31 protein-coding genes are annotated in these 26,358 nt (G+C 64.5%); 20 read left to right on the top strand and 11 right to left on the bottom strand.

The features are described from left to right. Window positions 1-115 precede the first annotated feature (115 nt). The 4 genes from HDC35_RS16380 to galU all read left to right on the top strand — a co-directional run bounded on the left by HDC35_RS16380 (window position 116) and on the right by galU (window position 3,325). Window positions 116-652 (top strand): YfiR family protein, encoded by a 537-nt coding sequence (locus tag HDC35_RS16380; RefSeq protein ID WP_184648466.1) that lies wholly within the window; start codon window positions 116-118, stop codon window positions 650-652. Then, window positions 649-1,872, top strand: coding sequence for a diguanylate cyclase (locus HDC35_RS16375; protein ID WP_184648465.1), 1,224 nt, complete (start codon window positions 649-651; stop codon window positions 1,870-1,872). Before HDC35_RS16380 ends, HDC35_RS16375 begins: the two co-directional genes overlap by 4 nt. Before the next feature lie 27 nt (window positions 1,873-1,899). Then, a complete protein-coding gene (locus HDC35_RS16370; RefSeq protein ID WP_184648464.1) occupies window positions 1,900-2,400 on the top strand; it encodes an OmpA family protein in 501 nt (166 codons plus the stop codon). Between the two features lie 61 nt (window positions 2,401-2,461). Next, complete coding sequence (gene galU, locus HDC35_RS16365) at window positions 2,462-3,325, top strand: UTP--glucose-1-phosphate uridylyltransferase GalU (protein WP_184648463.1); 864 nt, start codon at window positions 2,462-2,464, stop codon at window positions 3,323-3,325. A gap of 36 nt (window positions 3,326-3,361) precedes the next feature. Here galU and aqpZ read toward each other — a convergent pair whose 3' ends face one another. Then, the gene (gene aqpZ, locus HDC35_RS16360; protein WP_184648462.1) at window positions 3,362-4,087 is read right to left on the bottom strand and encodes an aquaporin Z; all 726 of its coding nucleotides are present in this window, start codon (window positions 4,085-4,087) and stop codon (window positions 3,362-3,364) included. Between the two features lie 113 nt (window positions 4,088-4,200). Next, entirely contained in the window at window positions 4,201-5,487 is a 1,287-nt protein-coding gene (locus HDC35_RS19885) for a methyl-accepting chemotaxis protein (protein ID WP_184648461.1), read from the bottom strand. 178 nt (window positions 5,488-5,665) lie between these two features. Between HDC35_RS19885 and HDC35_RS16350 the strand changes: the two genes are divergently transcribed. Beyond that, on the top strand, window positions 5,666-5,974 hold the full coding sequence (locus HDC35_RS16350) for a hypothetical protein (RefSeq protein ID WP_184648460.1): 309 nt from the start codon (window positions 5,666-5,668) through the stop codon (window positions 5,972-5,974). Between the two features lie 55 nt (window positions 5,975-6,029). Here HDC35_RS16350 and HDC35_RS16345 read toward each other — a convergent pair whose 3' ends face one another. Then, window positions 6,030-6,704 (bottom strand): helix-turn-helix transcriptional regulator, encoded by a 675-nt coding sequence (locus HDC35_RS16345; RefSeq protein ID WP_184648459.1) that lies wholly within the window; start codon window positions 6,702-6,704, stop codon window positions 6,030-6,032. 136 nt (window positions 6,705-6,840) lie between these two features. Between HDC35_RS16345 and HDC35_RS16340 the strand changes: the two genes are divergently transcribed. Both HDC35_RS16340 and HDC35_RS16335 read left to right on the top strand, forming a co-directional pair. Further along, window positions 6,841-7,104 (top strand): hypothetical protein, encoded by a 264-nt coding sequence (locus tag HDC35_RS16340; protein ID WP_184648582.1) that lies wholly within the window; start codon window positions 6,841-6,843, stop codon window positions 7,102-7,104. Continuing rightward, entirely contained in the window at window positions 7,101-7,427 is a 327-nt protein-coding gene (locus tag HDC35_RS16335; RefSeq protein ID WP_184648458.1) for a hypothetical protein, read from the top strand. Before HDC35_RS16340 ends, HDC35_RS16335 begins: the two co-directional genes overlap by 4 nt. Here the strand turns inward: HDC35_RS16335 and HDC35_RS16330 are convergent. Continuing rightward, a complete protein-coding gene (locus tag HDC35_RS16330; protein ID WP_260397794.1) occupies window positions 7,424-8,239 on the bottom strand; it encodes a hypothetical protein in 816 nt (271 codons plus the stop codon). The two genes, HDC35_RS16335 and HDC35_RS16330, sit on opposite strands and share 4 nt — an antisense overlap. 74 nt (window positions 8,240-8,313) lie before the next feature. Continuing rightward, on the bottom strand, window positions 8,314-9,522 hold the full coding sequence (locus HDC35_RS16325) for a TIGR04063 family PEP-CTERM/XrtA system glycosyltransferase (protein ID WP_184648456.1): 1,209 nt from the start codon (window positions 9,520-9,522) through the stop codon (window positions 8,314-8,316). Between the two features lie 331 nt (window positions 9,523-9,853). Between HDC35_RS16325 and HDC35_RS16320 the strand changes: the two genes are divergently transcribed. From HDC35_RS16320 to HDC35_RS16285, 8 genes are all read left to right on the top strand, one after another. Further along, window positions 9,854-10,018, top strand: coding sequence for a hypothetical protein (locus HDC35_RS16320; RefSeq protein ID WP_184648455.1), 165 nt, complete (start codon window positions 9,854-9,856; stop codon window positions 10,016-10,018). Next, on the top strand, window positions 10,011-11,393 hold the full coding sequence (locus HDC35_RS16315) for a putative O-glycosylation ligase, exosortase A system-associated (protein WP_184648454.1): 1,383 nt from the start codon (window positions 10,011-10,013) through the stop codon (window positions 11,391-11,393). The genes HDC35_RS16320 and HDC35_RS16315 overlap by 8 nt, the downstream gene beginning before the upstream one ends. Window positions 11,394-11,471: 78 nt before the next feature. After that, on the top strand, window positions 11,472-12,482 hold the full coding sequence (locus tag HDC35_RS16310; RefSeq protein ID WP_184648453.1) for a DNA topoisomerase IB: 1,011 nt from the start codon (window positions 11,472-11,474) through the stop codon (window positions 12,480-12,482). 26 nt (window positions 12,483-12,508) lie between these two features. Beyond that, window positions 12,509-13,723, top strand: a complete 1,215-nt coding sequence (locus tag HDC35_RS16305; RefSeq protein ID WP_184648452.1) for a mechanosensitive ion channel family protein — start codon at window positions 12,509-12,511, stop codon at window positions 13,721-13,723. 78 nt (window positions 13,724-13,801) lie between these two features. Next, window positions 13,802-14,260 (top strand): MaoC family dehydratase, encoded by a 459-nt coding sequence (locus HDC35_RS16300; RefSeq protein WP_184648451.1) that lies wholly within the window; start codon window positions 13,802-13,804, stop codon window positions 14,258-14,260. Between the two features lie 65 nt (window positions 14,261-14,325). Continuing rightward, window positions 14,326-15,507: an acetyl-CoA C-acyltransferase gene (locus tag HDC35_RS16295; protein WP_184648450.1), complete on the top strand. Its 1,182-nt coding sequence runs from the start codon at window positions 14,326-14,328 to the stop codon at window positions 15,505-15,507. Between the two features lies 1 nt (window position 15,508). Then, complete coding sequence (locus tag HDC35_RS16290) at window positions 15,509-16,099, top strand: carboxymuconolactone decarboxylase family protein (RefSeq protein ID WP_184648449.1); 591 nt, start codon at window positions 15,509-15,511, stop codon at window positions 16,097-16,099. A gap of 12 nt (window positions 16,100-16,111) precedes the next feature. Next, entirely contained in the window at window positions 16,112-16,399 is a 288-nt protein-coding gene (locus HDC35_RS16285) for a putative quinol monooxygenase (RefSeq protein WP_184648448.1), read from the top strand. Between the two features lie 460 nt (window positions 16,400-16,859). Here the strand turns inward: HDC35_RS16285 and soxR are convergent, their stop codons facing one another. Further along, window positions 16,860-17,330 carry a redox-sensitive transcriptional activator SoxR gene (gene soxR / locus HDC35_RS16280; RefSeq protein WP_184648447.1) on the bottom strand — a complete coding sequence of 157 codons (471 nt, stop codon included), beginning with the start codon at window positions 17,328-17,330 and terminating at the stop codon, window positions 16,860-16,862. A gap of 83 nt (window positions 17,331-17,413) precedes the next feature. On the opposite strand from soxR, the gene HDC35_RS16275 reads away from it, so the two are divergent. Then, a complete protein-coding gene (locus tag HDC35_RS16275; RefSeq protein WP_184648446.1) occupies window positions 17,414-17,809 on the top strand; it encodes a VOC family protein in 396 nt (131 codons plus the stop codon). Between the two features lie 68 nt (window positions 17,810-17,877). Further along, entirely contained in the window at window positions 17,878-18,342 is a 465-nt protein-coding gene (locus HDC35_RS16270; protein ID WP_184648445.1) for a pyridoxamine 5'-phosphate oxidase family protein, read from the top strand. A gap of 103 nt (window positions 18,343-18,445) precedes the next feature. On the opposite strand, the gene HDC35_RS16265 is transcribed toward HDC35_RS16270, so the two are convergent. Beyond that, window positions 18,446-19,438, bottom strand: coding sequence for a dipeptide epimerase (locus tag HDC35_RS16265; RefSeq protein ID WP_184648444.1), 993 nt, complete (start codon window positions 19,436-19,438; stop codon window positions 18,446-18,448). A gap of 24 nt (window positions 19,439-19,462) precedes the next feature. Here HDC35_RS16265 and HDC35_RS16260 point away from each other — a divergent pair, with 24 nt between their 5' ends. Next, complete coding sequence (locus HDC35_RS16260; protein WP_184648443.1) at window positions 19,463-19,858, top strand: YkvA family protein; 396 nt, start codon at window positions 19,463-19,465, stop codon at window positions 19,856-19,858. Window positions 19,859-20,139: 281 nt separating this feature from the next. Here the strand turns inward: HDC35_RS16260 and HDC35_RS16255 are convergent, their stop codons facing one another. After that, window positions 20,140-21,360, bottom strand: a complete 1,221-nt coding sequence (locus HDC35_RS16255; protein ID WP_184648442.1) for a polyhydroxyalkanoate depolymerase — start codon at window positions 21,358-21,360, stop codon at window positions 20,140-20,142. 245 nt (window positions 21,361-21,605) lie between these two features. On the opposite strand from HDC35_RS16255, the gene HDC35_RS16250 reads away from it, so the two are divergent. Both HDC35_RS16250 and HDC35_RS16245 read left to right on the top strand, forming a co-directional pair. Then, window positions 21,606-23,405 carry an ABC transporter transmembrane domain-containing protein gene (locus tag HDC35_RS16250; RefSeq protein ID WP_184648441.1) on the top strand — a complete coding sequence of 600 codons (1,800 nt, stop codon included), beginning with the start codon at window positions 21,606-21,608 and terminating at the stop codon, window positions 23,403-23,405. A gap of 25 nt (window positions 23,406-23,430) precedes the next feature. Beyond that, entirely contained in the window at window positions 23,431-23,967 is a 537-nt protein-coding gene (locus tag HDC35_RS16245) for a DUF1993 domain-containing protein (protein ID WP_311770788.1), read from the top strand. A gap of 22 nt (window positions 23,968-23,989) precedes the next feature. On the opposite strand, the gene HDC35_RS16240 is transcribed toward HDC35_RS16245, so the two are convergent. The 3 genes from HDC35_RS16240 to HDC35_RS16230 all read right to left on the bottom strand — a co-directional run bounded on the left by HDC35_RS16240 (window position 23,990) and on the right by HDC35_RS16230 (window position 26,357). Continuing rightward, window positions 23,990-24,430 carry a biopolymer transporter ExbD gene (locus HDC35_RS16240; protein WP_184648439.1) on the bottom strand — a complete coding sequence of 147 codons (441 nt, stop codon included), beginning with the start codon at window positions 24,428-24,430 and terminating at the stop codon, window positions 23,990-23,992. A gap of 231 nt (window positions 24,431-24,661) precedes the next feature. Next, complete coding sequence (locus HDC35_RS16235; RefSeq protein ID WP_184648438.1) at window positions 24,662-25,774, bottom strand: OmpA family protein; 1,113 nt, start codon at window positions 25,772-25,774, stop codon at window positions 24,662-24,664. Between the two features lie 130 nt (window positions 25,775-25,904). Continuing rightward, a complete protein-coding gene (locus HDC35_RS16230) occupies window positions 25,905-26,357 on the bottom strand; it encodes a DUF2793 domain-containing protein (protein WP_184648437.1) in 453 nt (150 codons plus the stop codon). Window position 26,358: the final 1 nt, after the last annotated feature.

Raw genomic sequence — 26,358 nt, 5'->3', positions numbered from 1 at the left:
TGGCAATATGGCCGCATGACGTCACTTTTCATTGACTTTCCAATCGTTTTAGCTAGCGGACGCCGCTTCGTTGGGGCAGGATGCCCCTGAAACGCAGTTTGGGGGTCGCTGCCGCGTGCTGGCTTCGCTGTTTCTGATCGGTGCGTTGATCACAACGCCCCAGATGTCGGTTCAGGCCGCAAGCCAGACGATTGTCGAGGACAACGTTGACGGGATGACCCGTGCCGTCAACCGCATGGTCGGCGGAATCGTCAGCTATGCCCGCTGGCCCGATGGATCGGCGGCGACCGGCCGGCTGATGTGCCTTGTCGGCTCACCGCGACTGACCGAACGCATGGCTCCCGATGCCCCCGGTACGGCATCGGTGGTCGTGCGCCGCCTGTCGGCCGACGCGGCAATGCTGCGAACCGATTGCGACATATTGTTCCTCGGCCGGATGCCGGTCGCCGATCGCCGCCAATTGATCGCGTGGGTCCGCGGCCGTCCGGTTCTGACGATTACCGACGACGATGCTGCCTGTATCTATGGCGCGATGTTCTGCCTGCAGAACAGGCCCGCAAGTCTCAGCTTTTCGGTCAATCTTGACGCGATCGGGCGCGGCCCCATGCGGATCGATCCGCGCGTGCTGCGGATCGGTGGGGGCGAGTCATGACCGGCCCCCTCGCCAACCGTCCTGTCGAACGTATCGGCGCGCGCACGACGCTTCAGAAACTGCTGTCCCGTTTTCACTTCGGCATTACCCTGTTTGCGGTCGCGCTTTCGGGGCTTACCATCCTGCTTGCCGGGATCACCGCGCTGCGCGGCTATGCCGACCGGAACATGGAATTGGCGGCTCAGCTCGGCGCCTATGGCGTCGAACCCGCCCTGGTCTTCAACGATCCCGTGGCGGTCCGTGAAGGGCTCGAGCCGCTGACCCACATCCCCGGCATCGCGCGATTGCGCGTTCTCGACGATGTCGGCCGCCCGCTCACGCAATGGACATCGCCCGCCGCCGATCCCGCCCCGACCCTGACCCGCATCTTCTTTCCGCGCCCCTTTGCGGTGACGGTGCAGCGCAACGGTTCGGTCATCGGGACGATCGAGGTATGGGGCGACAGTTCGACGCTGATCGACTATGTCCGTATCGGCCTGCTTGCGGGGCTCGGCTGCCTGCTGATCACCGCTTTGGGCACGATATTCCTTGCGCGGCGCTTCGAATATGAGCTGGTGAAGCCGCTCAACGAGATCGCAACCGTCGCGCATGACGTCCGCCTGCACCGCCGCTTCGACAAGCGCGTCCAGCCGCTCGGCATAGCCGAACTCGACCGGCTGGGCGGCGACATCAACGCGCTGCTCGACGAATTGCAGGGCTGGCAGGGTCATATGGAAAGCGAGCGCGCGATGCTCGCGCATCGTGCCTCGCACGATACGCTGACCCAAATGCCCAATCGCGCCGCATTCGACGAACAACTGGGACAGCGTATCCAGGCCGCGGAAACCCGCGGCGTCCGCTTTGCCTTGCTGTTTATCGATGCGGACAATTTCAAGGCGGCAAACGACAATTTCGGCCATGCCGCCGGCGACGCCGTGCTGATCGCGCTGTCGGCCCGGATCAAGGAAACCCTGCGCAAGGACGATTTCGCCGCGCGTATCGGGGGCGACGAATTCATCGTCATCGTCGAACTGGACGATGAAACACGCCCGGACGGGCTGGCCGCCCGCATCCGCACGAGTGTCGCCGAACCGATCCTGTTGCCCGGCGATGAAACCTATCGCCCGGCAGTCAGCGTGGGTGTTGCGATCTTTCCTGACAATGGCGACGACGCAATCGCCCTGCTGACCGCGGCCGACGCCGCCATGTATGCCGACAAGATGACCCGCCGTTCCCGATGACTTGAGTGCAAAAGTGGAGAGACCACCGTGACTGCCCCCTTCCCCAAAAAGATCCGCTATTTTCTCCTCGCCGCCTTCGCATCCCTGCTCGCGGCCTGCCAGAGCCTACCGGCGCCCACCGGATTCACCCCGGCGCAAATCGCGGTGCTCCGGTCGCAGGGATTCGTCGAAACCGATCTGGGCTGGTCGTTGAGCATGCCCGAACGGCTGCTCTTTCCTTCTAACGAGAGCGCCCTACCCTCCGAACAACAACGGCGGATCGGCGACATCGCAGCCAAGCTGGTTTCGGTGGGCATCACGACGGCCCGGGTGGAGGGACATACCGATTCGACCGGAACCTCGGCCTATAACCTGACCTTGTCCCAGGCACGCGCGCAGGCTGTTGCCGAACCTATGCAGGCCAGTGGCATGCGCTTCGCCGCTGACCAGATCATCGGCCGCGGCGAAACGCTGCCGCTGTCGAGCAACGCGACGCCCGAGGGGCGCCAGGACAACCGCCGCGTCGTGGTGATCGTGGCCCCCGAGTGAGGCCGCAAAGCGCGGCGCGACGGCTCTTTTCCTTCGCCAAATTCGCGGCTAAGTCCCGCGCATGAAACCGATCCGCAAAGCCGTATTTCCCGTCGCCGGCCTCGGCACGCGCTTCCTGCCTGCGACCAAGGCGATTCCCAAGGAAATGCTGCCGATTGTCGACCGGCCGCTGATCCAATATGCGGTCGATGAAGCGCGCGAGGCGGGGATCGAGCAGATGATCTTCGTCACAGGGCGCGGCAAGAGCGCGATCGAGGACCATTTCGACGTCGCGTTCGAACTCGAAAAAACGATGTCTGAACGCGGCAAGGATCTGAGCGTGCTCGAACCGACGCGGCTCGGGCCCGGCAACTGCGCCTATGTCCGCCAGCAGGAACCGCTCGGGCTCGGTCATGCGATATGGTGCGCGCGCGACATCGTCGGCGACGAACCCTTTGCAATCTTCCTGCCCGACGAATTTATGCACGGATCGCCCGGCTGCATGAAGCAGATGGTCGATGCCTACCATCGCGTCGGCGGAAACCTGATCTCCGTTCTCGAAGTCCCGCGCGAGCAGGTCTCGAGCTACGGCGTTATCGCGCCGGGCGCGCGCGACGACGCGCTGACCGAAGTGACCGGGCTGGTCGAGAAACCCAAGGTCGAAAACGCCCCGTCGAACCTCATCATTTCGGGCCGCTATATCCTGCAGCCCGAAGTGATGCGCGTCCTTGAACGGCAGGAAAAGGGCGCGGGGGGTGAAATCCAGCTCACCGACGCCATGGCGACGATGATCGGCGCGCAGCCCTTCCACGCCGTGACCTTCGACGGCGCCCGCTATGACTGCGGATCGAAGGCCGGCTATATTCAGGCTAATCTCGCCGTCGCGCTCGGGCGCCCCGATATGGCTGACGACATCCGCGCCTTTGCAGTCGACCTGCTCAAATAGGGCCGGCGGAGGCTGCAGCCCCCGCCGGGCCGAAGATCATTCGCCTTCGATATTCGGTTTCGGGAAACTGTCGGCGCCGAGCGTCTTGTAAAGCACGCCGCCGATAAGGCCGCCGACGATTGGCGCAACCCAGAACAGCCACAATTGCTTGAACGCGAGCCCGCCGACAACCAGCGCGGGCCCGGTGCTGCGCGCCGGATTGACCGAGGTGTTGGTCACCGGGATCGAGATAAGATGGATCAGCGTCAGCGCGAGGCCGATCGCGAGCGGAGCGAAACCTGCCGGCGCGCGCCCGTCAGTCGACCCCATGATGATCCAGAGGAAGAAAGCGGTGAGCAGGATTTCGATCGTGAGGGCCGAAATCACATCGTAGCCGCCGGGCGAGCCGGCATCGAAACCATTGGCAGCAAGGCCGTTGGCCGCCAGATCATATGCGGGATTGCCGCTGGCGACGTAGAACAGCAGGAAAGCCGCCACGACCGCCCCGAGCACCTGTGCGGCAACATAAAGCGGAATGTCGCGCGCCTCGAAACGCCCCCCGGCCCACAAGCCAACCGTCACGGCGGGGTTCAGATGGCAGCCCGAAATATGCCCGATCGCATAGGCCATCGTGACCACGGTAAGGCCAAAGGCGAGCGAAACTCCCAGCAACCCGATCCCGACATCGGGAAAAGCCGCGGCGAGGACCGCGCTCCCGCAGCCGCCGAAGACAAGCCAGAATGTGCCGATGAACTCGGCCAGACCCTTTTGGATATTCGTCATGGTGACCCTCCTCCCCGCCGGCGGCCATCGACGCCCCCGGCACGCCGCCATCCTAGCATGACGCGAACCTGCGGCAAGCCGTTGAATAGGGGCAGGGTTTCACCCCAAATCGGTTAAGCGACCGCAACCGCCTCGACGAAATGGCGCGCGCGCCGGTGCAGCGATGTCGCGGCCTGCGTCAGCCCGGCGGACAAGCGCCCGAGCGATTCGGCGCCTTCGCCCACAGCATTCGCGCCGCGGCTGATATGCTGGACGCGCTGATCGACCTCGCGCCCGGCGGCGACCGCCTGTTCGACATAGCTCGCGATCACCAGCGTCGTTGCGCTCTGACCATCGACGGCTTGGTCGATGGCGTCCGAAAAGCCGTTATTCGCATCGATCGCACGCTCGACCTCGGCAAATCCCGCCGCGACCTGTTCGACGATCTCGCGGATCCGGTTCACATAGGGGGTGATGTCGCTCGCCGCGATCCGCGTCTGGCTGGCGAGCGACTTCACCTCTGCTGCAACGACGGCAAAGCCGCGGCCGGCATCGCCAGCGTGCGCCGCCTCGATCCCGGCGTTGAGCGCCAGCATGTTGGTGCGGCTCGCCATGTCGATGATCAGCCGCAGCATATGTTCGATCGACTGGCTCGCGGCCTTCAGCGCCTCCGCGCGTTCGCCGGCCTGCTTCACCTTCAGATGCGCCTCGCGCCGCACCGCGCGGGCGCGCGCGCCATCCTCCACGATCTGCGCCATCGAGCCGGCCAGCGCCTGCCCGCGATCGCCGAGTTCGCGCAGGCCCGTCAGGGTTTGCGCCGTCGCGCCCGCGACGGACACCGCATCGCGCCCGGTCTGCTGCGCACGCGCGGACAATTTGAGCGCGACGCCTTCCACCTCGCGTGCCATGTCGGAAAGCGTAGCGGTCAACGCAGCGATGTCCTGCTGGAATCGGTACCCCGCATCGTCGACCCGCGCGGCGCGCGCAGCGCGGTCCTGCGCCACTTCCACTTCGCGCAGCATCGCAAGCCGCGCCAGTTGTGTCCCGTCGAGCGTTTCCACGAAGCGCCCGCCATCGACGAGCAGCAGCCCGTCATGGCGCTTCGAATCGGATACCATCCGCAGCAGGTTAGCCGTTGTTTCGGACACGTCGGCGGTCAGGCAAGGCTCGATCATCGACGCGATCGAGCCTCCGATCGTCGGATTCTGCATCAGCGAAAACCAGTAGGGACAGAATAAAAGTTCGCGAATTCGCCGTTCGCGAACGATCCCGACCGGCACGCGAGCGGAGTCGAGCACCGCAAGGATACGCAGATCGGGATCCGCCCGAAATACATCGATCACCTCGGACAATTGCGCGTCGACGCCGATAGCGGCCGAGTGTCCGGATGACGGGGCAAGAACTAGGTCGACGGGGCTCATTTTGTCTCTTTGCGGTGCAGAGGATCGGATGCCCCGACCTAGACAAGGTTGGTAAAGGCAAATTTAACCAATTGTTTCAAAGCTGTGACACCGGCTGAAACGATGGACCGTCCATCGCAATCTTCTGTTCAGGGCGTGCCGGCTATGCGATGAAGCGCGGGCCGCGAGGGAGAAGAAAATGCGTATCATCATTGTCGCTGCGCTGACCGTCCCCCTACTTTCGGGCTGCGTCAGTACGGTCAAGACGGTCGTTACCGCCCCGGTGAAAGCCGTTGGCCAGGTCGCCGACTGGTCGACCACGAGCCAGGATGAGGCCGACCGCAATCGCGGCCGCGAGTTGCGCAAGCGCGAGGAGCGCGTTGGCAAGCTGTCGCGCGATCGCGACAAGGCCACCGAAAAATGCCAGCGCGGCAACGCCGAACAATGCCGGCGCGCCGAGGTGCTGGACCATGAGATCGAGGCCGAAATGGCCGCGCCCTACCAATAGCCGCCCGTCGGCAAATGCGAGATCCTGTGCGCCGCGTTCGGCCCGGATTGAAAAATCAGCGCACCCGCCGGCCCGTCCACACCACCCGTCCGACCAACTGCACCGCCCCCATCGGCAGGTCGTCCCAACTGCGATAGTGCGGATTGTCGCTGATCACAGAAATGCGGCCTTGGCCGGGCGCGCGCGCGACGCGCTTCACCATCAGCACATCGTCCATGCGTAGCACGTAGATGCCGTCGCGCAGCCGCGCCGCCGCATCCCCGCCATCGACCAATATATCGTCACCGTCGTCCAGCGTCGGCGCCATCGAATCGCCCTCGACGCGGATGATGCTGAGCGCGCGCGGGTCGGCGCCAAGGTCGCGCAGCCATCGGGGATCGAACGCGACTTCGCCCTCGACCGGTTCGCCATCGACGCTTGCCCCCGCGCCCGCCGACGCGCCGATTGCGAGCTTGGGCACAAGGATCATGGCGGCGCCGGGACCGCGCCCGCGCGCCGGGGTTGCGACGCGCTGGACCGGACCGCCGAGCATGGCTTCGGACACGCCGAGATAGGCCGCGATACGCGCGCGATCCTGTTCGGCCAGCCGGCGCGGCGAACCGCGCTTGATATATTGCTGGATATAGGCCGGATTGCGCCCGATCACCTCGGACAGGCGCGCATAATCGATCCCCTTTTCGATCAAGAGGCGGTCAAGCGCCGCGCGCGGGTCCTCGATAGAGTCGGTCATGATCGTGAACGGCTGGTCCTTCCTATTTCGTCTCTAGCAGTAGGATTTTTCCTAGACAAGTAGGAAATTCGATTTCAAATAGGAAATATCCTATCGGGTGAGTCGCCCGGTATCGAGCGCGGTGACGGAGGAAAATATGGAGCGCAGCCTGTTACAACGGATCGAGGTTTTCCTGAAGGAATCTTCCATGCCGCCGAGCGTATTCGGCCGCGCGGCCGTTCACGACCCACGCCTGGTCAGCGATCTGCGGGGCGGACGCGAACCCGGGCTCGACGTGATCTGCCGTACGGAACATTTCATGAACAAATGGCGCGCGGACCGCCATGCCGGCCGCGTCGTTCCGCAAGGCGATCGCCGATCGCGCGCCTTCCGCCGGACCGGAAAGGAGGCACGGGTATGATGCGCTGGTCCCCCGCGCGGCCCCCGCGGCCGGGTTGTCCGCACCGCCGCCTTCGCACCTTGCTGGCGCGCGAACTCCCGCAAGGAGCGACGCTCGGTGCTTCGACGTTCAGGCCATGGGCCAGTGCCAGCTTCGTCGGGGCGCGCCACCTGTTCCCCTGCACACTCGCTCTCGGTGATGTCGCGACGGCGCGAGCGGCCCTTCATGATCGGCTGTCGGCGATCGAATGGACGCTTCCCGGCCATATCGTTGCCGATGTCGCGGTCGAATGCGGCGCCGGTCCCGATATGCTGGGGATCGAAATATTGACCGTCGAGGATTAGCCGACCGCTTGCCGCGTCATCCGTTGGAGGGTTCCGAGCGCGGCCTCCAGAGCAAAGTCGACCTCGGGGGCGCCATCGGCAAGCTCCTCGGGAACGGGGATGGCGGCGGTCGCAGCGGCGGGCGGCAGCCGCCGCCGCGCGAGACCGGCTTCCAGACGGGCAACCATCGCGCCGAGCGAATGGTCGGTCGGGTCGGGCATCGCCCCGGGCGCGATCTCGGCAGGTTGCAACCAAGGCTCTTCGCCGGGCTCCATGTCCTCGACGGGCGCGAGGTCGGCAAGCACGAGTTCGTCGACGATTTCGGCGTCCGACAGAACCGGCAGCGGATCGGCTTGCGCCGCTTCGTCGGTTGCGCTCGCGCGCAGCGGACCGAGCCCTCCTGCGGGAAGGTCGCGGCCCGCGCGAATCGGCGGGCGCGGGGCGTCGTCGGGGTGCCGGTCGACGCGGCGGCGGCGCGCCAGAATATTCAGACCGTCGTCGTCGCTCGCCCCATCATCGGCGCCGGACCGGAAACGGCGGCGCAGCGACGACAGGCCGGCGGCTTCGGGTTGCGCGATCAGCAAGGCCACCAGCCCCGCAAAGATGGCGGCGACCGCGGCCATGCCAAAGGCCAGCGTCAGGCGCGCGGCGTTGCCGACCGGCGGAACAAAAAAATCGGACAGGCGATCAAGATAGAGATTCCAGCTGATCCCCGCGACCCACGACATCGGCATCACGGCCGCGAACAGAAAGGTCAGCGCCGCGGCACCGATCACCGCCGGTATCGCGGGGCGGAGCGCGCGCATCAGCGCGGTCGCCGTAGCCCTGTCCAAATTTTCGCTGCTTTCGTCCATATCGTCCAAATCCGTGGGGCCCGCCATTGGCCCAATAACCTCGACACCCTGCATCACGCGGCGCCGCGCAGCAATCGCTGGTAAACCGGCTCGTAACGTAAAATGTTTGATGACCAGTTACGATGCGTTTCGACAAAAATACGCGCTGTCCGCCTTCGTTCGGGCCAGATTGTCCGATCGCCGAGCAACTCCGCCAGCGCGCCGGCGATCGCCGCGGGGTCGTCGGGAGCGAACAGGCTGCCCGTGACGCCGTCCTCGATCAGTTCGCGGTGACCACCGACGTCGGACGCGGCGACCAGCTTGCCCTGCGCCATCGCCTCGAGCGGTTTCAGCGGCGTGACAAGATCGGTCAGCCGCATCTTCTTGCGGGGGTAGGCGAGGATATCGATCAGCGAATAATAACGCTCGACCTCCTCGTGCGGGACACGGCCGACGAAATGAATATGCGCCGCAGCGGACGACGCGGCGGCCTGCGATTTCAGGGCGGATTCCATCGGCCCGCCTCCGACGAGCAGGAGCCGCGCCGTCGGTTCTGCCGCCACGAGCGCAGGCATCGCCGCAATCAGGTCGTCGATCCCCTCATAATCGTAAAAACTGCCGATATAGCCGATCACGGCATCGCCGGTTGCAAGTCCCAGCGCCTTGGCCAGGGCGTCGTCGCGCGGCGCGGGGTCGCCGAACAGATCGAGATCCACGCCGTTCGGCGACACGATGATCTTGGCGGGGTCGATTCCGCGCACGATCAGGTCGCCGCGCAACCCTTCGCAAATCACCGCCACCGCATCGGCCGATCGGGCCGCATGGGTTTCAAGCCGCCTTGTCAGCCGGTAACGCAGGCTCCCTTCGCGCCCGGTGCCATTGCCGACCGCCGCATCCTCCCAGAAAGCGCGGATTTCGTAGATCACCGGGATGCCGAGTTTCCTGCCGGCGCGCAGCGCCGCAAGCCCGTCCAGCACGGGCGAATGCGCGTGCAACAGGTCGGGTTTCCACTCGCCGACCAGCGCCTCGACACGCGTCGCCAGCGCCCCGATTTCGCGCCATTCGCGGATCGGCGCGCGCGCAGGCGCGATCGGCGGCGTGCGAAAAAAGGTCAGCCCGTCGACCGTCTCGCCGTCGGCGCCGGGTTCGGGGTGGCGTACGCCGGTGACCCCCGCGACCGCCCAGCCTTTCGCGACCTGCGCCTTCATCAGTGCGCGCGTGCGAAAGGTGTAGCCGCTGTGCGCGGGCAGGCTATGATCGAGGACGTGCAATATTCTGGTCATTATGCTGCTCTCTCGCAGACAAGGCTTAACGCCGCGTCAACCCCGATAGTCTAGGCAACGGAAGAGGTCAGTATCCGTGAACGACGCGTCCGAGGTTTGAGGCGATTTTGTTCGGGGCAAGGAAGCGAGACGCAGGCATATGAATATATTCCAAGGCGCGCTGACGCAGCCATGGACAAAATCGATCGAATCCCGAAAGGACGTCGAAATGGCTTCGACTTCGTCTCCGCGCGGCCTTGCAGATGGAACCACCATCGGCGGCGACCACGCGAAGTCGATATCTTCGCCATTTCGACGCCTCGATCGTGTCGTGCATGGATCCTGACCTCCAATGGTCGACAATTTTTCCATTGGCCTGACGCATGTCCTGATGGCAATCGCGTTATGGCGCCTGCTCTATCGCGACGATCTCGACCGCGAGGTCAGCCCGCGCCTCCTGTGGCAGCAGCGCCGCGACGCCGAATCCGCCGAAGAGGATGGCCGCGCCGATGCGTGACATTGCGTTCGTCGCCTTTCTCTTCGCCTTCATCGGGGTCGGTTTCCGCAAGCCGTTCCTGTTCGTGCTGTGCTTTTGTTACATCGACATCGTCGCGCCCCAGCGTTTGAGCTATTTTCTCATCAACTCGATCCCGATCTCGCTGATCGTTTTCGGGCTCGCGATCGTCGGCTGGCTGGCGGTCGACGACAAGCGCGACACGCGATGGTCGGGACGGCAATTCCTGCTGATCGCCCTGCTCTTCTACTGCTGGCTGACGACGATTCAGGCCGACTTCCCGGTCGAGGCAGCGGACAAATGGAGTTGGGTGTGGAAGGCGCTGGTCTGGGCGATCTTCCTGCCGCTGACCCTGCGCACCAAGCTTCGCATCGAATCGCTGACGCTGATCATGCTGCTGTCGGCAGCGTCGATCGCGATCGCGGGCGGACTCAAGACCGCGGCGGGCGGTGGCGGCTACGGGACGCTCCAGCTGTTGCTCAATGAAAATTACGGCCTGTATGAAGGATCGATCATGTCGACCGTCGGCATCGCGATCATCCCGCTGATCCTGTGGTACCGCCGTCACGGCACGATATTTCCGCCCGACTGGCGCGTCTCGCTCTTCTGCTTCGCGCTCTGCTTCGCCTGCATGTTGCTGCCCGTCGGCACACAGGCGCGCACCGGACTCGTCTGCCTTGCCGTGCTCGCGGTGCTGTCGCTGCGCGCGGTGAAGCACCGTTTCCTCTATATCGCCGGTGCCGGACTGCTCGCCGTCGCGGCGATCCCCTTCCTGCCGCAAAGCTTCACCGAGCGCATGGAAACAATCCGCGATCACAAGTCCGACCAGTCGGCCTCGACACGCGTCGCCGTGTGGATGTGGACATGGGACTATGCGAAGGACAATCCGTTCGGCGGTGGGTTCGAAGCCTATATCCAGAACAGCGTCCGCGTCGAAAGGGCCGCGAGCGCCTATAACCCCGACGCACCGCAAAATGCCGAAGCGACGGTTTATGAGGAACATTCGCGCGCCTATCATTCGAGCTATTTCGAAATGCTCGGCGAACAGGGATATCCCGGCCTTGCGCTGTGGCTTTTGCTGCACACAGCCGGGCTGGTACAGATGGAACGGATCAGGCGGCGTTACCTCAAGACCCGGCGCGCAGAGGAACAATGGATCGCGCCATTGGCGACCGCGCTCCAGCACGGTCATGTCGTCTATCTGGTCGGTTCGCTTTTCGTCGGCATCGCTTTCCAGCCTTTCATCTACATGATGCTGGCGCTCGAAATGGGGCTCTCGACCTATTGCCGCCGCCGCGAAAAGGAAGCGGGGTGGCGTCCGCTGACCGCACGCCCCGCGCAAGTTCCGGCGCGCCACCCGGTGCCCGCTCCGAACTGATCGCCTGCATCGCCGCCGAGCCGAAGGCGGCGATGACACGATGGGGAACTATCCGCCCGGCCCGAACGCTATTGCACCATGCCCGCCCCGCGCCTTGTCCATGTCGACGACAATTTGCCCGGCATCAGTCGGGAACGATCGGGCGTGGGCTGGCGCTATCGCGATGCGAAGGGAAAAATCATCCGCGACCGCGACGAGATTGACCGTCTCAACGCGATCGCGCTCCCCCCCGCCTATGAGGATGCCTGGTTCTGCCCCGCGCCCAATGGCCACATCCTCGCGACCGGTTACGACGCGCGCGGGCGCAAGCAATATCGCTACCACCCCGAATTTCGCATGGCGCGCGAAGCCGACAAATATGACCGCTGCGCGGCATTCGGCCACGCCCTGCCGCTCCTTCGCGCACGCCTCGCCGACGACCTTAAACGGCGGACGCTCTGTTCCGAACGCGTCGTCGCGGCGGTCGTGCGCCTTCTCGATCTCGCCGCGCTGCGCATCGGGAACGAACAATATGTCGCGGCCAACAACAGCTTCGGAGCCACGACCCTGCGCCAGCGCCACGCCAAGCTCTCGGGCAAGACGCTCCGCCTCAAATATGTCGCCAAAGGCGGGGCGAAGCGCGACGTTATGATCAGCGATCGCAGCCTGACGACGCTGATCCGGCGGCTGCAGGACCTACCCGGCCAGAATCTCTTTCAATATGAGAATGAAAGCGGGCTCTGCTCGGTCGCGTCCGACGATGTGAACGCCTATATTCGCGATGCGATGGGTGACGAATTCAGCGCCAAGCATTTCCGCACCTGGTCGGCGAGCGTCGAGGCCTTCGCCTTCCTTTACGAGGCCCCCGATCCCCCGATGCTGAAAGCGGTGCTCGAACATGTCGCGGACCGCCTCGGCAACACGCCGGCGATCGCGCGCAAGGCCTATATCCACCCCGCGATGCTCGCCGCGGCCCAGGAACGCGGGGACTTTGCCGCCGCCGCCGGCAAGCTGCCGCGCGCGACCCGATATCTTTCGCGTTACGAACGCGGTTTTTTGACCTATCTGGAACGCGCGCCCGATGCCGCGGCGTTGCTCCGCTCCGCCTGACTTGCAAGAGGACCCCTAAGGCCCCCATGACCTTCTCTATCCTGACCGCCGCCACGACCGCCGCCGCGAAGGCTCCCGCCGTCAAAAGCCCGTCTCGCGGCAACCCGCTCGAGGATCTGCGCCTATGGTGGGACGCCAGTGTCGCGTGGGTAAACAGTCACTGGCTTCAGATCGGCATCGCGGTCGGTGCGGGCCTCCTCATCTACCTCTTCCTCTCGATGGTGCGCAGCTTTGCGCTGAAACGCGCACAATCCGCGCCGGGCCAGTTCACGTTGACCGACATCGTGGGCCGCGTGATCTACAAGACCAAGTCGGTCGTGCTCGCGATCATCGCCATCCGTCTGGTGGCAGGCTATGCGCAGCCCCCGGCGCTGATCATGAACATCCTCCAGTTCATCTTTACGATAGCGGTGGTGCTGCAGGTCGCGATCTGGGCGCGCGAAATCGTCCTCGGGTTGATCCAGCGCCGCGCCGCGGAAGGCCATAACGAAACCCTGTCAAACGCGATGGGCATCATCCGCCTGCTCATCAGTGTCGCATTGTTCGCGGTCGCCGCGATCGTCATTCTCGACAATATGGGCGTCAACGTCACCGGCCTGATCGCCGGTCTCGGCATCGGCGGCATCGCGATCGGCCTTGCCGCGCAGGGCATTTTCTCCGACCTCTTCGCCTCGCTTTCGATCATCTTCGACCGCCCGTTCCGCGTTGGCGAGACGATCAAATATGACAACAGCATTGCGACCGTCGAGCGGATCGGGCTCAAAAGTACGCATCTGCGATCGGTGAACGGCGAGCTGCTCGTCATTTCGAACACCAACCTCCTGTCGAAGGAAATCACCAATTACGCCCACCTCCACCGTCGCCGCGTGCAGTTCGCGATCGGCGTCGTCTATCAGACGACCCCCGACATGCTGCGCGCGCTGCCGGCGCTGCTGCGGGCGCAGGTCGAAGCCGAAAAACATGAATTCGTCCGCTCGAGCTTCATCGGCTTTGGCGCTTCGAGCCTCGATTTCGAACTCGTCGCCGATATCCACAGCGACGATTATAACGAGGTGATCGCCGCGCGCACCGCGATTGGCATCGGCGTTTTCGACGAACTGACGAAGGCGGGCTACGACTTCGCCTATCCGACGCAAACGACGTTTACCGCGGCGCCCGACGGAACGATGATTCTGCCCTATGCCGAAAGCGTCACGATGAAGACGCCAAAGCCGCCGAAGGCTGACGCTACGGCGCCTTAGCTAAAGCCCTTGGCCCTTGTGCAACGCGGCAAGAGAGGCCTAGAACGCGCCCCGAACCAGTATTGGAGGGGATCAGATATGGCCACCATCACGCCGCAGGACCTGCAAGCCAAGGTCGGTGAGCATCTGGGCACATCCGAATGGGTGCTCGTCGATCAGGCGATGATCGACAAATTCGCCGACGCGACGGGCGACCATCAGTTCATTCATATCGACGAGGAAAAGGCCAAGCTCACGCCCTTCGGCGGCACGATCGCGCACGGCTTTCTGACGCTGTCGCTGATCCCGATGCTCGGCCAGAAGACCGACGGCCCGAAGATCGCGGGCGTCAAGATGGGCGTGAACTATGGCGGCAACAAGGTCCGCTTCCTCGCCCCCGTACGCTCGGGCAAGCGCGTGCGCAGCCATGTGAAGCTGCTCGAGCTCGAAGAAAAACGCCCCGGCCAGTGGCAACAGACCAACGAAGTGACGATCGAGATCGAAGGTGAGGAAAAACCCGCGCTGATCGCCGAATGGATCAGCCAGTTCTTCGTCTAAAGCATAAGTTTACCGGCCGACCTCCCCCGTTAAGATAACCGGATTCAGAAAGAAGGACTCCTATCATGCGTGACGCCGTTATCGTCTCCACCGCCCGTACCCCGCTGACCAAGGCGGCGCGCGGCTCGTTCAACAACACCCTCGCCCCGACGCTGGGCGCCCATTCGGTCCGCGCGGCGGTCGAGCGTGCCGGCCTCGAAGGCGGCGAGATCGACGATGTCCTCTTTGGCGCCGCGATGCAGCAGGGCTCGCAGACGATGAACATCGGCCGCCTCGTCGCGCTGCGCGCCGGCCTGCCCGTCACCGTCCCCGGCATGTCGATCGACCGCCAATGTTCGTCGGGCCTGATGACGATCGCGACCGCCGCAAAGCAGATCATCGTCGACCGCCAGGACATCGCGGTCGCCGGCGGCATCGAGTCGATCTCGAAAGTCAGCGGCAGCGGCAAGGTGTTCATCGAGACCGACGCCGAGCTGATCGCGATGCACAAGGATACCTATATGCCGATGATCGGCACGGCCGAGGTCGTCGCCAAGCGTTACAATATCAGCCGCGAAGCGCAGGACGAATATTCGCTCCAGTCACAGCAACGCACTGCCGCTGCTCAGGCCGCGGGCAAATATGACGACGAGATCGTCGCCTGCAAGGCGACGATGGCGGTCGTGAACAAGGAAACCAAGGAAGTCAGCTTCAAGGACGTCGTCGCCGACAAGGACGAGTGCAACCGTCCCGACACGACGCTCGAAGGGCTGTCGAGCCTCAAGCCCGTGATGGGCGAAGGCCACACGATCACCGCGGGCAACGCCAGCCAGCTTGCCGACGGTTCGTCGGCGTGCGTCGTGATGGAAGCCAAGGTCGCCGAGAAACGGGGGCTCCAGCCGCTCGGCCGCTATGTCGGCATGGCGGTCGCGGGCACCGAACCCGACGAAATGGGTATCGGCCCCGTCTTCGCGATTCCGAAGCTGCTGGAACGCTTCGAGCTCAAGATGGACGACATCGGCCTCTGGGAACTCAACGAAGCTTTCGCGGTGCAGGTGCTCTACTGCCGCGACAAGCTCGGCATCCCGAACGATCTGCTCAACGTCAACGGCGGCTCGATCTCGATCGGCCACCCCTTCGGCATGACCGGCTCGCGCTGCGTCGGCCACGCGCTGATCGAAGGCAAGCGTCGCGGCGTGAAATATGCCGTCGTCACGATGTGCATCGGCGGCGGTCAGGGCGCGGCGGGTCTGTTCGAGGTCTTCTGATTTGCGCCTGGACAAACCGCGTATCGAGCCGGTCGATTTGGACCGGCTCGATGCCGACCAGCGCGTCGCGCTCGAACCCTTCCTTGCCTCCGATGGGGGCAAGGTCGGGGGCGGCAAGATTCTCAACATCTTCCGCACCCTTGCCCATGCGCCCAAGGCGCTCACCGCCTTCCTCGGCTGGGGCAATTATATCCTGTCGCGGCGCAATGCGCTGTCTCCTCGGGACCGCGAACTCGTCATCCTGCGCACCGGCTACAACTGCCGCTCGGGCTATGAGTGGACGCAGCACAAGCGCATCGGGCTCGACTGCGGCCTGACCGAAGACGAGATCGCGCGCATCAAGGCCGGTCCCGATGCAGAGGACTGGACCGAACTCGACCGCGCGATGCTCCGCGCGACCGACGAGCTTACCACCAACCATTTCGTGACCAACGCCAGCTGGGCCGCACTCGCGCCGCTCGGCGACAAGGGCCGCATGGACCTCGTCATGACCGTCGGCCAATATACCCAGGTATCGATGATCCTCAACAGCTTCGGCGTCCAGGTCGAGGATGGCTGGGACGTCGACCCCGATCTTCGCAAACAGCTTTAAGGAGACAGAAACATGACCATCGGTATCATCGCCACGCTGCGCGTCCAGCCCGGCAAGGAAGCGGAATTCGAGGGCGTGTTCGCCGAACTGGCGCCCGCCGTCGCCGCGAACGAACCGGGCAACAGCTATTACAAGCTGTTCCGCACGGGCGAAGCGGGCGTGTACAAGGTGCTGGAATGTTATGACGACGAGGCGGCAGTTGAAGCCCATCGCGCGTCGGATCATTTTCGCAGCCTGGGCGCGAAACTGGGTCCGTGCCTGGCGGGGGCGCCGGAGATCGAGAAACTGAGCGGGGTTTGAGAAGAAACGCGCGGAAGCGGGCGATTGCAAGCCTGTACGCTCGTCATCCCGAACTTGAACCGGGATCCAAGACCGCTTGCTCAGCGCGCGCGGGATAGGGCGGATCGACCCCGGATCATGTCTGGGGTGACGAAAGGCTGAGAACGACCGGTAGTTGTCATAAGATCCTCCCTGTGGCGAAGCCATGGGGAGGTGGCAGCGCGAAGCGCTGACGGAGGGGCAAATGGCGCGGCGCTGCGGCCCCTCTACCCCTCGCTTCGGAGCGGTCCCCCTCCCCATCGCTGCGCGACAGGGAGGATTTGAGGTCGCTGACGAATAATCGCGATCCTTTATTTCATCGTCATCTGGGACTTGATCCGGGATCCGTCGCGGCGTCGAAGTCATGGACCCCGGATCAAGTCCGGAGTGACGAGGGGGGGGCTGACTGTGACGGCTCCCCACCCCAAAGCCGACACTCTACTCATCCCACCTCTGCAATCTCTGCCGCCCGGTCGCCCAGCACATAACGCGGCCCCGCCCCGCGCTGCGCCGCTTTGTCGCCGCAATTATACAGCCCGCATTTCTTGAGGGAAAGGCAGCCGCAGCCGATGCAATTGTCGAGCAGTTCGCGCGTGCATTCAAGCGCCGCGATCTGACCATCGATCCGCACCCGCAGGCCCGTGCTGATCCGCGTCCAGTCGGCGCCGTTCGGCGTTCGGCCGGCGGGCAACCGCGCCAGTTCGGCGGCGATCTCCTCAAGGCTGAGCCCTAGTTGCTGCGCGATCAGGATGAATGACACGCGCCGTATGTCGGCGCGCAGGAAGCGCCGCTGCCCGCCGCGCGTGCGCAAGGCCTCGACCAGCCCCTTCGCCTCATAGAAACGGATCGCCGACACCGCGACGCCCGTTCGCGCCGCGAGTTCGCCGATCGCGATCAGGTCGGTCCGATGCATCGTCTTCGCTCCTGCTTGCGCTTGACCTCTACCTGACTTGAGCTTTCATAAACCGCGCGTCAACGCGAATCAGGAGAAACAAGGTGACGCATCCCTTCATCGAGCATGTGAATCTGACGGTCAGCGACCCCGATCGCACCGCCGGAATCCTCTCGGCGATCTTTGGCTGGCACGAACGCTGGCGCGGCCCCGCGCGCGACGGCGGGCGCACGATCCACCTCGGCAGCGATTCCGCCTATGTCGCGCTCTACACCGTCCCCGACGGCGAGCATCGGGACGCCCGCTATCCGAAGGGCGAGCCGCTCAACCATGTCGGGGTGCAGGTCGACGATCTCGACACGATCGAGATGCGCGTAAAAGCCGTGGGCCTGACGCCCTTCAACCATGGCGATTACGAACCCGGCCGCCGCTTCTATTTCTTCGATCCCGACGGCATCGAATATGAAGTCGTCAGCTATGCCGAGCCGCGCCGGCGCTGAACGGGGCAACGAGTGCGGCACTCCGGCGTTGATGGGTCATCGGGGGATAACGGAAATGGAGCCTTTCGATGAGCGACGATATCAAACAGCAATTTTGGAAAGCCTTGGCCGACAGCCCCTACGTCATGCTCGGCGCGACGGGCGAGCGCGACCATCATATTCCGATGAACGTACAGCTGGACAAGGACGCTAACAGCGCAGTCTGGTTCTTTACTTCGGCCGACAACCGCCTCGCGGGCGGCGGGCCCGCCATGGCGCAATTCGCGTCGAAGGGTCACGACCTTTTCGCCTGTATCGCGGGCACGCTGCGCCGCGAAACCGACCCTGCGGTGCTCGACAAGCTGTGGAACAACGGCATCGCGGCCTGGTACGAAGGCGGCAAGGACGATCCGAAGCTCGTCCTGCTCCGCTTCGACCTCGACAGTGCCGAAATTTGGACCGCCGAGCCCGGCATCAAGGGGATGTTCAAGCTCGCAACCGGATGGACGATGAAGGAAGGCGAGCTCGGCAAGCACGCCGAAGTCGCGCTCTGAAAAAATCGGAAAATCCGTTTGTGTCGAGCGAAGTTCAGACACGCTGAAGTCGTACACGGCCGATAGGCATGTCGACTTCGCTCAATGCGAACGGATCTCACCGTCAGTCCACCGGCGGCCCGATTCGCCCTTCGCGAAACTCGAACCCGCCCTCGCGGTCGCGCTCGAGCAGCGCGGGACCGTCAAGGTCGACCCAGCGTGCGCGCTGCGCAAGCACGAACGCCGGCGCGATCGCCAGGCTCGTGCACAGCATGCACCCGACCATGATGGACAGCCCCGCCGCGTCTGCTGCATCGGCAAGGCGCATCGCCTCGGTCAGCCCGCCCGCCTTGTCGAGCTTGATGTTCACCCCGTCGTAAAAGGCGCCGATCCGCGCGACGTCGGTGGCGGTTTGACAGCTTTCGTCGGCGATGAAGGGGATTGGCGCGTAGATCGGATCGAGCAGCGCATCGGCGCCGACCGGCACCGGCTGTTCGATCATCTCGACACCCATGTCTGCGAGTGCCTCGGCCTCGCTCAAGATATCGACGTCGCCCCAGCTTTCGTTCGCGTCGACAATCAGCCGCGCGTCGGGCGCGCCCTTGCGGACGCCGGCGATACGCAGCCGGTCCCCCTCCCCCGTCAGCTTGACCTTCAGCAGCCGATATCCGTCGGCTGCCGCAGTGGCGGCCTGCTCGGCCATGGCGCCGGGGGTGCCGAGCGAAATGGTAAAGGCAGTCACCCGGGCGGTCGGCGCGCCGTCGCACCCCGCGAGTTGCCACAGCCGCATGCCCCGTTGCTTCGCCTCGAGGTCCCACAGCGCGCAGTCGAGCGCGTTGCGCGCCGCGCCCGCCGCCATCATTTCCTGCACCGCCGCGCGCGCCTCGGCGGCGCCCATGTCCTCGATGAAGGGCGCGACTCGCAGAATCTCGTCGCGACATCCGGTCGCATCCTCGCCCAGATAATAAACCGGCGTTCCCTCGCCGCGACCGACCTCGCCTTCGCCCTCGATTTGAGCGACGACGACGTCGACATGCTCCTTGGCGCCGCGACTGATGACGAAGCTTCCCGCAACGGGCCAACGCTCGACGCGTGCGCTTTTCAGTTGGATAGCCATGACAGACCAGTAAGACTGTCGGCCATGCCGGGTAAATCCCTTTCCGAACATATCGCCGATCTCGGCCGCCGCCTCGCGATCGAGGCGCACGCCGCCTGGCTCGCCGCCCGCGACCCGCGCACGCCCTGGCTCGCGCGGCTGCTCGCGCTCGCGGTGGCCGCCTATGCGCTCTCGCCGATAGACCTCGTCCCCGATTTCATCCCGGTGCTCGGCTGGATCGACGACCTGATCCTCGTTCCCGCCGGCTTGGTCTTGATCCGCCGCCTGATCCCGCGCGTGCTATGGAGCGAACTCCACGCCGCGGCCGAAGCGGCGAGCGAACGCCCGTCGAGCCGGATCGGCATGGCAATGGTTCTGCTCGCATGGGCGGCGATCCTGTATATCGTCTATTGGAGCGTCAGGGTCGCGCCCATGCACTGAAGGCGCGGCCGCTTAGGGATGGGGAGCGGACGTTGCTCATGAAATAAAGGATCGCGATTACTCGTCAGCGACCTCAAATCCTCCCTGTCGCGCAGCGATGGGGAGGGGGACCGCTCGCGTAGCGAGTGGTGGAGGGGCCGCGTTAGCCCCTCCGTCAGCCCTGCGGGCTGCCACCTCCCCATGCCTGCGGCACAGGGAGGATTAAGGACCGCTACCCGTCGCTTTCAGACCTTCGTCGTCCCGGCTCAAGTCCGTAATGACAATGCCTCGGACGACCGCCCTTACCCACCGTTGCTGCGAATCCATTTCTCGACCAGCGGCGCGATCTCCTCGCGCCATTTGCGACCGTTGAAAATGCCGTAATGGCCGACGCCCTTCGCCATCAGATATTTCTTCTTGTCGGCGGGCAGCGCCTTGGCGATCGTCAGCGCCGCCTTGGTCTGGCCGATCCCCGAAATATCGTCGCGCTCGCCCTCGATCGCGAGGATCGCGATATCCTCGATCGCGCCGACATCGACCGGCTGGCCGCGATGCGTCATCTCGCCCTTGGGCAACAAATGCCGCTGGAACACGACATCGACCGTCTGGAGGTAGAATTCCGCCGTCATGTCGCACACCGCGCGATATTCGTCATAGAATTCCTTGGTTTTGTCGGCGCTCTCGCCATCGCCGTCGACCAGATGTTTGAACATCTCCCAATGGCTCATCATATGGTTGCCAAGGTTCATCGACATGAAACCGGCGAGCTGCAGGAAGCCGGGATAGACGCGGCGTCCGGCTCCCGGATACCAGGCCGGAACGGTCGCGATCACATTTTCCTGGAACCAGGCATAGGGCCGCGTCGTCGCATGGTCGTTGACCGCGGTCGGCGCCTTGCGCGTGTCGATCGGCCCGCCCATCATCGTGAGCGTTCTTGGACGGCACTTATGCTTGTCGGCGGCCATCACCGCCGCGGCGGCGAGGCTGGGCACCGACGGCTGGCACACCGCCAGCATATGCGCGCCGGGCCCGATATGCTCGAGCCACGCGATCAGATAGTCGACATAATCGTCGAGGTCGAACTTGCCGGCTTCCAGCGGGACGTTGCGCGCATCGCGCCAATCGGTGATCCACACATCATGGTCGGGCAGCATCCGCTCGACCGTCCCGCGCAGCAGCGTCGCATAATGGCCCGACATCGGCGCAACGATCAGCAACTTGGGCGCATCCTTCGTTCCCTTGTGCTTGAAATGCTTGAGCTGGCCGAACGGCTTGCGCGCCTCGATTGCCTCGGTGACGCGCACCGTCTCGCCATTGACAACGGTCTCGTACAGTTCGAACCCGGGCTTGCCGCGCGGCGCCGCCGCATGCGCAAAGACTTCGAGCGCGGAGGCGAACATCGGGCTGCCACTGAAATAACCCAGCGGATTCGCCGGATGCTGCATGACCTGGGCGCCCGCGGTCGCGAGCGCACTTGCGCCTGCAAGCCAATTTTTCTGCATGTCAAACGCGTGATACAGCATTTTCAGATCGTTCCTTGCGTAACCCGGCGGCGCTCTGTCGGCACCGGCACCTTGACCGGCAGTCTAGGGGCTCGATTTTATTGTGCAATGCATCAAAATCGCTGCGGGGCGTAACGAAAGCGAATAATTGTCGCGGGGCGCGGCGTAATGGCCTCTCCCCCTTGCAGCGCTGCTTCAAAGCGCGTGAAGCCAGGCCGCATTCTGCGTCGTTGAGCGCGAGGGTCGGCGCTGCTAGGGCCGATGCGATGGCTAGCCAACCCGATCTTTCCGACGCGAAAGCCTCCGCCGAACCCCGCCGCAAGCTCGGCAGCCTGCGCATGGTGTGGCATTATGCCAGCCGCTATCCGCTGCAACTGGTGATTGCCGCGATCGCGCTCGGCATCGCGGCGCTCGCGACGCTCGCCATCCCCTGGCAGTTCAAGGCGATGATCGACAGCGGCTTCATCGCCGGCGGCGGCGACGTCGCACCGCATTTCCGGCTTTTCTACGCCATCTGCGTCGCGCTTGCGCTCGCCACGGCGCTGCGCTTCTATTTCGTCAGCTGGCTCGGCGAGCGCACCGTCGCCGACATCCGGCAGGCGGTCCAACGGAACCTGCTGCGCCTCGCCCCCGGTTTTTTCGAGGAAAACCGTCCGTCCGAAATCGCCTCGCGGATGACCTCGGATACCGCAATCATCGAACAGGTCGTCGGCACCACCGTTTCGGTGGCCTTGCGCAACACCGTCATGGGGATCGGCGGCATCATCTATCTGTTCAGCCTGTCGCCGGGGCTCACCGCGGGCATCCTGCTCGGCATCCCCGTCATCATCCTCCCGATCGTCCTCTTGGGGCGGCGGCTCCAGAAGGTCTCGCGGACCAGTCAGGATCGTGTCGCCGATATCGGCGCAACGACCGCCGAACAGATGGGGGCAATGAAGATCGTCCAGGCCTTCGGGCAGGAGGCACGCGAGGCCGACCGTTTCGCCGCGGCGGTCGAGGCCAATTTCGCGACCGCCAAACGCCGGATCCGCCTGCGCGCGATCATCACCGCGACGGTGATCGGCCTGCTGTTCGGCGCGATTACCACCCTGCTCTGGTACGGTGCCGAAGGGGTCGCGCAAGGGACGATCACCGGCGGCACCATCGCCGCCTTCGTTCTTACCGGGGGGCTCGTCGCGGGCGCTTTCGGCGCGCTGACCGAAGTCTATGGCGACCTTCTCCGCGCCGCCGGCGCGGCCGAACGACTGAGCGAATTGCTGAACGCCGAAGCGACGATCGCGCCGCCAGCCAACCCGAGCCGCTTCCCCGAACCGCCGGTCGGGACGCTCGAGTTTGCGAACGTCGAATTCCATTATCCGACCCGCCCCGACGCGCCCGCGCTTCACGATTTCAGCCTCGCGATCCGTCCGCGCGAGACAGTGGCCATCGTCGGTCCCTCGGGTGCTGGCAAATCGACGCTCTTCCAGCTCGCCGAGCGCTTCTACGATCCGCAGCGCGGGCAGGTCCGCCTCGACGGCGTACCGCTCACCGATGCCGATCCCGCCGACATTCGCACGCGCATCGCGATGGTGCCGCAGGAAACGGTGATCTTCGCCGCCTCGGCGCGCGACAATTTGCGCTACGGCAATTGGGATGCGACCGACGACGATCTGTGGGCGGCCGCGCGCGCCGCCAATGCGGAGGAGTTTCTGCGCAAGCTGCCGCAGGGGCTCGACACCTTCATGGGCGAAGGCGGCGCCCGCCTGTCGGGCGGCCAGCGACAGCGCGTCGCGATCGCCCGCGCGCTGCTGCGCCGCGCGCCGCTCCTGTTGCTCGACGAAGCGACCTCGGCGCTCGATGCCGAGTCCGAAAAGCTCGTGCAGGATGCGCTCGAATCGCTGATGCACGATCGCACGACGATCGTCATCGCCCACCGGCTCGCTACAGTCCGCGCCGCCGATCGCATCGTCGTGATGGACGAGGGCCGGATCGTCGAAGAAGGCAAGCATGACGAGCTCGTCGCCGCCGACGGCCTTTACGCGCGCCTCGCGCGGCTCCAGTTCCAGGACAGTCTCGCCGCAGCCTGACATCCACCCACCGAAGGATATGACGATGCTTTACGACCTGACCGTACCGGCGTGGCAGAATGGCCTCAACGCGCTCTCCGGCGAATTGGCGCGCGCGCGCACCTGGGGCGAGGAAAATGCCGTGGGTGAATTGCAGTTCGCCGTCGCGCGGCTTGCCCCCGACATGTTCCCGCTCGCATCGCAGGTCCGCTTCAGCTGCGCGCAGGCTCTGCAACCGCTCGCGCGGCTCGCCGGGCTCGACATCCCGGACTTTGCCGAGGATGCGCCCGGTTTCGCCGGAATGCAGGATCAGATCGCGGCGACGCTCGCCATTCTCGAAACGGTCGACCGCGACGCCATGGGCAGCGATCCCGATCATATGGTCAGCTTTACGCTGCCCAATGGCATGACCTTCGACATGCGCGCCTTCGACTATGTCCGCGATTGGGCCCAGCCGCAGTTCTTCTTCCACCGCACGACGGCCTACGCGATCATGCGTCATATGGGCGTCCCGCTCGGCAAGGCCGATTATGTCGGCTATATGATGCGCTACCTGCGCGCCGGCACGGCCCCGGCCGCCTGATCGGCCGAGGGCGCCGCCCGCGTCAGATCAGTCCGCGATATTGGTGGATGCCGGGAAAGGCGAGCTTGGTCCCGCCGTTGCGCCGGATCGCCCCGATCGCTTCGTCGACACGCAGATAGCGCGCCTGCGCCTCGGGTTCGAGCAGGATCGCTGCCGGCTCGGGTCGCTCGGCCGCCTGTTTGACCAATAGGCCCAGCTGGGCCAGATCGACCGCCTCGTCGTTCCAGCGGATTACGTCGGCGGTGTCGATGGTCACATGATTTTCTTGGAGTATCCGGCTGTTCGCCGGCGGCTCGCCCGGCAAAGTCACATCGACGCTATGCGTGGGCCGCGGGATGGTAATGATAAACATCACCAGCATGACCAGCATGACGTCGATCAGCGGCGTCGTATTGATATCGGGCCCGCCGCTGGGGTCGGACCGGAAAATGCTGCGATGGAACAGGCTACGGCGTCTTTGCATCGTCACTCTCCCCGCAAAGGGATGCCCGTATGCGCCGGGCATCCGCCCCGGAAGAGGGTTCGAGACCATCTCGCACCCTCAACGTTATGGTATAACATCTTTAGCGATGAGCAAGCGAAATCCGAATTCGCGCCGGTCGGCACCGACGACAGCGCACGCATAAAGAAAGGGCGGTACCTTGCGGTACCGCCCCTCTTTTTCGTTCCGTCCCTGTCGGGATGGAAACCGCTCTTACATGCCCGAGTTCGGACCGTAAGTGATTTCCACGCGACGGTTCTGGTCGTTGCGGACGCCATCGGCGGTTGCAACGGCCGGACGGGTTTCGCCGAAGCCCTGCGCGCTGATCGAGCCATCCGAGATACCGCGAGCGGTCAGATAGCTGCGAACTGCGTCGTTGCGACGGTTCGACAGGCCGACGTTGTACGTCGCCGAACCCGAACGGTCGGCGTGACCGGCGAGCATGACCTGCGTACCCGTGCAGCCACGGTTGTAGGCGCTGATCGCGTTGTCGAGCGTCGAAGCCGCTTCCGGCGTGATGTTCGACTGATCCCAGTCGAAATACACGATGTACGGTCCGGGCGCACACACCACTTCCGGCGGAGGCGGCGGGGGCGGCGGGGGCGGCGGCGGAGGCGGCGGCGGAGGCGGCGGTGCCACGACCGGCTCGGGATCGGCGCCACCGAAGTTGTACGTCAGCGTACCGAGCAGCGAGTGCGAACGGAAGCGACCCGAATAGTCGCCATTCTGGCCAACCAGGTCGAGGTTGTCGGCGTTGAAGAAGCGATACTTCAGGCCAACGTCCCAGTTACGGGTCAGCGGAGCACGGACACCGGCGATCGCCTGCCAGGCGAAGCCCGTGTCCGAATCGTCAAGGAACGGACCGGCGAAAACGGGTTCGACCGACACGCGGGCAACACCGACACCACCGCCGACGAAGCCCTGCAGGCCATCATCATCACCGAAATCGAGCAGGCCGTTGACCATGAAGCTCAGGACATTCGTGTCGCCGTTGAGCGGGGTCGAGCCAGTGAAGACGCCAGTGCCGCCAGCATTGGTCGGAATGCCAGGAGCGCTAAAGCTGCCCGACTGGATGTCGGCTTCGCGATAGCCGACTTCGACTTCCGCACGGAAACCGCCGAAGTCATAACCGACGGTGCCTTCGGCATCGTAGCCGACGCGATGGTCGAGCGTACCGGCATTATCGAATGTGCCGATGTCGAGATCCATGTCCTCGACGATCATCACGCCCGCACCAACTCCGACATACCAAGAGTTGTCGCGCGCCAGAACCGGCGACGCAAGGGTGGTGGAGGCCAACGCCACAGCGACGGCAAGCTTCCTCATAATAATTCCCCTTTCAATTGAGATATACGTCTCGGCAGACGTCCTACTCGCCGCTTTGGTTCCGTGCAAGCTAACAAATCGTCAATCTGTTGCCAAAAAGTCGCACTCGCGATACCAAACGGCGGAAAATTCAGCCTGAAATCAGAAGACCCTGCGCTTCGAGTTGCAGAATCAACGCACCGATCACGTTACGCGCTTCGGAATCTATTGTCGAGCCGCCAGCGGGCGCCGCGATCGTCGCGGGTCCGGTCCACAGGCTGCCCTCGAATCGAAGCCGCGCGCCGTCGGCCAGGCGCGTCACGCGCATGCCTGCCCGCGGCGCCGCGAACCGCCACCCACCGGCACTCCAGAACGCGATCGCCGTGGCCTGCCCCGACCATGCGCCGGTCGGATCGGAACCGACGATCCAGCATTGTCCTTCGGCGGGATCGGCTGGCGGATCGGCGAGCGGCCCGTCCAGCACGGCGGCGTGGACCAGCGCGTCGAGCAGGACGAGCGCTTCATTGTGCGTAACTTCCTTCTGCGCCTGCGCGACGGCGAGCAGCGGTAACGCAAGGCGCGGCGTGGCCGGCATGTCGGTCATG

Origin of the sequence: Sphingopyxis sp. JAI128 (assembly GCF_014207235.1) — a bacterium.
Taxonomy (GTDB): Bacteria; Pseudomonadota; Alphaproteobacteria; order Sphingomonadales; family Sphingomonadaceae; genus Sphingopyxis.
Note: the sequence above shows the minus strand (reverse complement) of the source record. Positions and strands in the feature narration are given on the sequence as shown.